The sequence below is a fragment of the Nakamurella sp. genome (assembly GCF_048594475.1).
GTDB lineage: Bacteria > Actinomycetota > Actinomycetes > Mycobacteriales > Nakamurellaceae > Nakamurella.
Genome location: NZ_JBMDXT010000470.1, coordinates 1 through 5156, shown reverse-complemented (window position 1 = coordinate 5156; position 5156 = coordinate 1). Strand labels below are relative to the sequence as shown.

At 76.4% G+C, this 5156-nt stretch carries 6 protein-coding genes and 1 pseudogene; 2 read left to right on the top strand and 5 right to left on the bottom strand.

Features of this window, described 5'->3' with window-relative positions; translation table 11 throughout:
* Positions 1 to 23 precede the first annotated feature (23 nt).
* Positions 24 to 1256: a precorrin-6y C5,15-methyltransferase (decarboxylating) subunit CbiE gene (cbiE, locus tag ACOJUF_RS21150; RefSeq protein WP_420123788.1), complete on the top strand. Its 1233-nt coding sequence runs from the start codon at positions 24 to 26 to the stop codon at positions 1254 to 1256.
* Positions 1253 to 1996 carry a precorrin-4 C(11)-methyltransferase gene (gene cobM, locus ACOJUF_RS21145; RefSeq protein WP_420123787.1) on the top strand — a complete coding sequence of 248 codons (744 nt, stop codon included), beginning with the start codon at positions 1253 to 1255 and terminating at the stop codon, positions 1994 to 1996. Before cbiE ends, cobM begins: the two co-directional genes overlap by 4 nt.
* A gap of 16 nt (positions 1997 to 2012) precedes the next feature.
* Here cobM and ACOJUF_RS21140 read toward each other — a convergent pair whose 3' ends face one another.
* The 5 genes and pseudogenes from ACOJUF_RS21140 to ACOJUF_RS21120 all read right to left on the bottom strand — a co-directional run.
* Positions 2013 to 2369 (bottom strand): DUF202 domain-containing protein, encoded by a 357-nt coding sequence (locus ACOJUF_RS21140; protein ID WP_420123786.1) that lies wholly within the window; start codon positions 2367 to 2369, stop codon positions 2013 to 2015.
* A 20-nt stretch (positions 2370 to 2389) separates the two neighbouring features.
* Entirely contained in the window at positions 2390 to 2752 is a 363-nt protein-coding gene (locus ACOJUF_RS21135; RefSeq protein WP_420123785.1) for a YidH family protein, read from the bottom strand.
* Positions 2742 to 4322, bottom strand: a complete 1581-nt coding sequence (locus tag ACOJUF_RS21130) for a precorrin-2 C(20)-methyltransferase (protein ID WP_420123784.1) — start codon at positions 4320 to 4322, stop codon at positions 2742 to 2744. The genes ACOJUF_RS21135 and ACOJUF_RS21130 overlap by 11 nt, the downstream gene beginning before the upstream one ends.
* Complete coding sequence (locus ACOJUF_RS21125; RefSeq protein ID WP_420123783.1) at positions 4319 to 4966, bottom strand: precorrin-8X methylmutase; 648 nt, start codon at positions 4964 to 4966, stop codon at positions 4319 to 4321. Before ACOJUF_RS21125 ends, ACOJUF_RS21130 begins: the two co-directional genes overlap by 4 nt.
* Positions 4963 to 5156: pseudogene (locus tag ACOJUF_RS21120) on the bottom strand (hypothetical protein); the annotation flags it as partial. The pseudogene ACOJUF_RS21120 and the gene ACOJUF_RS21125, both read right to left, overlap by 4 nt.

Genomic DNA, 5156 nt, shown 5'->3' with positions numbered 1-5156 from the left:
CGGGCCCGGGACGCGCCGCCGAGCTGGCGCGCCAGCCCGCGACCGGGGCCGCCCCGGTCGACGTCGTCGGCATCGGCGCCGACGGCTGGGCCGGGTTGACCGCCCGCACCCGCGACCTGATCGCCGCGGCCGACGCCCTGGTGGGCAGCCCCCGCCAGCTGGACGCTGTCCCCGCGGACGCCGGACCGCCGCCCGCGCGGCGGATCCCCTTGCCGTCGCCGCTGCGCGAGGGTCTCCCGGACCTGCTGGCCACGCTGGGCGACCGCCGGGCGGTGGTGCTCGCTTCCGGCGATCCGCTGGTCTACGGGATCGCCGCCACCCTGATCGACCTCGTCGGCGCGTCCCGGGTCCGGGTCCACCCGACGGTGTCGTCGGTCGCCCTGGCCGCTGCCCAGCTGGGCTGGCCGTCCGACTCGTTCGACGTCGTCCGGGTGGCGTCCTCGCTGGCCCCGGTGCGCCGGGTGCTGACCCCGGGGCGCCGGGTGCTAGTGCTCTCGGCCGACGAGCGCACCCCGCTGGAGCTGGCCCGGTTGCTGGTCGGCGGCGGGCACGGCCGGTCCGCCCTGACCGTGCTGGCCGATCTGGGCACCCCCGCACAGTCGCGGCACGACTCGACGGCCGAACGATTCGCCGCCACCCCGCCCGCGGTGTCCCGGTTGAACGTCGTCGCCCTCACCGTCGCCGGGTCCGGTGGCTGGCCGACGGTCGGCGGCCTGCCGGACGAGGCCTTCGAGCATGACGGCCAGCTGACCAAGCGGGACGCCCGGGCATGCGCGCTGGCCCGGCTGGCTCCCGCCCCGGGGCACGTGCTCTGGGACGTCGGCGCGGGTGCCGGGTCGGTGGCGATCGAGTGGTCGCGCACCGATCCGCGCTGCCGCGCCGTCGCGGTCGAGCGGGACGCCGCCCGGGCCGACCGGATCGGCCGCAACGCCGCCGCGCTGGGCGCGACCGGCGTGCGGGTGGTGACCGGCCGCGCCCCGGCCGCGCTGGCTGGGCTGCCCACGCCCGACGCGATCTTCGTCGGCGGTGGGGCCGGCGTCCCCGGGTTGCTCGACACCTGTTGGCAGGCGCTCGGTCCGGGGGGCCGGCTGGTGGTGCATGCGGTCACCCTGGAGACCGAGGCGCTGCTGGTAGAGCGGCAGGCCCGGCTGGGCGGGGAACTGATCCGGCTGTCGGTCGAGCGGGTGGAACCGCTGGGCGGCTTCCGCGGCTGGGTGCCCGCGCGTCCCGTCGTCCAGTGGTGCGTGACCCGATGACCGTGCACTTCATCGGCGCCGGGCCGGGCGCCGCCGATCTGCTGACCGTCCGGGCGACCCGCCTGCTGGCCGCGTCACCGGTCTGCCTGTACGCCGGAACCTACGTCACCGCCGATGTTCTCGATCACTGCCCGGTGGGCGCGGAGCTGGTCGACACGGCCGGGCTCACCCTCGACGAGATCACCGCGCACCTGGTCCGGGCGCACGGCGCCGGGCGGGACGTGGCGCGGCTGTGCTCGGGCGACCCGTCGCTGTTCTCGGCGCTGCACGAGCAGACGGCCCGGCTCGACGCCGCCGGAGTGCCGTGGGACGTGACGCCCGGCGTCCCGGCCTACGCGGCCGCGGCGGCCCGGCTCGGCCGCGAGCTGACGGTGCCGGAGGTGGCCCAGTCGGTGGTGCTGACCCGGACGCAGGCCCGGTCCACCCGGATGCCCCCCGGCGAGGAGCTCGAACGGTTCGCCGCCACCGGCGCGACCCTGGCCCTGCACCTGGCGATCACCCGGACCCGGGAGCTGGCCGCGCGCCTGACCCCGTCCTACGGTCCGGACTGTCCCGCCGTGGTGGTGTCCCGGGCGACCCGGCCCGACGAGCTGATCCTGCGCGGAACCCTCGCCGACATGGGTGATCTGGTCGAACGGGCGGGGCTGCGCCAGGCGGCGGTCATCCTGGTCGGGCCCGCGCTGGGCGGGTCCGGGAACGCCGCCGAATCACACCTGTACGCCGCCGACCGGGTGCGTTGAGCCGGTCTCCGGACGCTCACCGCAGCACGACGACCAGCGCCAGCACGCCGCAGACCGCGGCGGCGAGCGTGGCCACCGCCACCGCCGCGCCACCGGCGGGCAGGTTCGCGGCCCCACCGGGGCGGGTCAGCTCGCGGTGCATCCGGCGGTAGCGGGCGACGGCCAGCAGCCAGGTGGCCAGCGGCAGCGCCAGCCCGGCCACGGTCAGGCCGATCACGGCCGGGTCCACCCGGACGACGAGGACCTTGACCAGCACGGCGACCACCACGGCCAGGGCCAGGCAGGTTCGCCCCCAGGCGAGCAGGGTGCGCTCGGGCTGGGCACCTCGGTCGAACAGCTCGGACGCGTCGAGCGGCCCCGGTGCCCCCGACATCCCCGACCGATCCGCGGGCGTCACAGCACGAAGATGGCCAGCGCCAGCAGCACGGTGGTGAGCACCAGCACGACCGTCAGCGCGGTGGCGGTGACGGCGCCGTGCAGCGGCCGGCCCTCCCGCATCGCCCGCTCGTTGCGGGCCCACCCGACGAACGCCTGCGCGGCCGAGGCGATCCCGAGCACGATCAACACGATCGCCGCGACGTCGCCGAGCTCCTCGGGGATCTGCAGGTGCAGTGCGTGCACGCCGACCCCGGCCGCGACCAGCGCCAGCGAGGTGCGGATCCAGGCCAGGAACGTGCGTTCGTTGGCCAGGCTGAATCGTGGATCGGGTTCGGTCCCCCGGCCGTAGACGCTGCGCGGGAACCGGCTACGCGCCATGGGTGTCCACCACCGCTCCGGACCCTTCCCCCGGCCGCGGATCCGGGTCCGGGACCGATCGGGGCGTCCAGACCCGTCCGGTCGGGCTGATCCGGGTCCCGCGGGCGCCGATCAGCACGAGGCACCGCATGTCCACCGTCGCCGGGTCCAGCTCCCCCAACGTCGTGCACCGCACCGACTCCCCGGCGCGGCCGACGTCCTGGCCGACGATCACCACCGTGTCCGGGTCGCGCTCGCTGCGCAGCACGGCCAGGGCGTCGGCCAGCCGGTGGCCGCGGCTGCGCGAGGACGGGTTGTAGACGGCCAGCGCCAGGTCGGCCCGGGCGATGTGCCGGAGCCGGTCCTCGATGACCGACCAGGGCTTGAGCCGGTCGGAGAGCGAGACGACCGCGTAGTCGGCGCCGAGCGGGGCGCCGGCCCGGGCGGCGACCGCCTGGGCGGCCGTGATCCCCGGCAGCACCCGGATCGGCACGCCGGCGAACTCGGGCGCCTGGGCGGCCTCGAACACGGCGGCGGCCATCCCGAACACGCCGGCGTCCCCGCCGGAGACGACCGCCACCCGCTCGCCCGCCGCCGCCAGCCGCAGGGCGGCCGCGGCCCGGTCGAGCTCGACGGTGTTGCCGGACGCGTGCCGCTGCAGGCCTTCCCGTTGCGCGACCCGGTTGACGTAGGGCGCATAGCCGACGACGTGGTCGACCTCGGCCAGGGCGGCGCTGACCTCGGGTGAGACCCAGCCGTCCGGACCGGGTCCAAGACCGAGGACCAGCAGCTCGGCCGGCCCGACGCCCGGTGCGCGCCCGCCCGCCGGCGCCGGCCGGGTGAGCTGCTCGTCACCCCGCTCGACGCCCCGATCGATGCCGTCGCCGGGCACGATGACGATCGAGAAGTACGGCACGGTCGCGGCGTCGACGTCCTTGACCGGAACCAGGGTCTGGCCGGCGGTCGAGGCCCGCTCGACGTACAGCGCCTCCTCCAGCCGGCCGGCCTGCCGCAACGCCTCCCGGACCGCCGGGAAGGTGCGGCCCAGCTTCATGATCGCCGCGCCCTGGGTGTCGGCGAGCCGGCGGGCCAGCTCGGGAACCGGGAGGGTGCCGGGCAGCACGGTCAGCACGTCCTGCTGCCGGACCAGCGGCATCGCGGCGGCCGCGGTGGCCGCGGAGACCGACGTGACGCCGGGTACCACCTCGGTCGGCCAGCGCAGCGCCAGCCGGTCGTGCAGGTACATGAACGATCCGTAGAACATCGGATCGCCCTCGCACAGCACCACCACCGTGCGGCCGGCGGCCAGATGGACGGCCAGCCGGTCGGCCGAGGCGTCGTAGAAGTCGTCGACGGCGCCGCGGTAGCCGCGCGGGTGGGTGGTCGATCCGGTGGTGACCGGGTAGACCAGCGCCTCCTCGAGGACGCCGGCGGGTAGCAGCTCCGCCGCGATCGAACGGGCGATGGAGCGGCCGTGGGTGCCGGAGTGATAGGCCACGACGTCGGCCGAGCCGATCAGCCGGGCGGCCTTGCGGGTGATCAGCTCCGGATCGCCGGGGCCGAGCCCGACGCCGTAGAGCCGGCCCGTCATTCCGGGCTCCCGGCGAGGGCGTTGATCGCGGAGGCGGCCAGCGCGGCACCGCCGCGCCGCCCGGTCACCGCGACGTACGGGATGCCGGCGGGGTGGTCCACCAGCGCCTGCTTGGATTCCGCCGAACCGACGAAACCGACCGGAACACCGACGATCCCAGCCGGCCGGGGACCGCCCTCGCTGATCCGTTCGAGCAGGTGGAACAGCGCGGTCGGGGCGTTGCCGATCGCGACCAGGGCCCCGTCCAGCCGATCGCCCCACAGCGACACGGCGGCGGCCGAGCGGGTGGTGCCCCAGGCCGCGGCCAGCTCGGCCACCCGCAGGTCGTTGAGGTGGCAGATCACGTCGTTGGCGGCCGGCAACCGCCGGCGGGTGATGCCGGCGGCGACCATCGTCGAGTCGACGAAGATCGGCGCGCCGGCCAGCAGCGCGGCCCGCCCGGCCCGCGCGAAGTCCGGGTGGATGCGCAGATCGGCGGTCAGGTCGGGCTGGCCGCAGGTGTGCACCATGCGCACCGCGATGTGTTCGGCGTCGGCGGGGACGCCGGACAGGTCGGTCTCGGCCCGGACGATCGCGAACGACTCCCGGTAGATCTGCGCGCCGTCGGCGCAGTAGGTGTAACGGCGCAGCGGGCGGGTGGTCATCGCCCACCACCCCGCAGGCCGGCGACCCGGGCCGGGGCCTGGTCCGCCGGCACGTCCAGGACGGTGCCCGCCCAGCTGATCTCGACCGACCCCCGGCCGACCGTGGCCAGCACGTGCCGGCCGGCGGGCGCGCCGCAGCACCGCGGGCAGGCCACGACGTGCACCGGCACCGACGGCCCCCGGCCGGAGC

Excerpts from the sequence above, each read along its gene's own strand:
- cobM (WP_420123787.1), top strand. The coding sequence starts at position 1,253 with ATGACCGTGCACTTCATCGGCGCCGGGCCGGGCGCCGCCGATCTGCTG.
- ACOJUF_RS21140 (WP_420123786.1), bottom strand. The coding sequence starts at position 2,369 with ATGTCGGGGGCACCGGGGCCGCTCGACGCGTCCGAGCTGTTCGACCGA.
- ACOJUF_RS21135 (WP_420123785.1), bottom strand. The coding sequence starts at position 2,752 with ATGGCGCGTAGCCGGTTCCCGCGCAGCGTCTACGGCCGGGGGACCGAA.
- ACOJUF_RS21130 (WP_420123784.1), bottom strand. The coding sequence starts at position 4,322 with ATGACGGGCCGGCTCTACGGCGTCGGGCTCGGCCCCGGCGATCCGGAG.
- ACOJUF_RS21125 (WP_420123783.1), bottom strand. The coding sequence starts at position 4,966 with ATGACCACCCGCCCGCTGCGCCGTTACACCTACTGCGCCGACGGCGCG.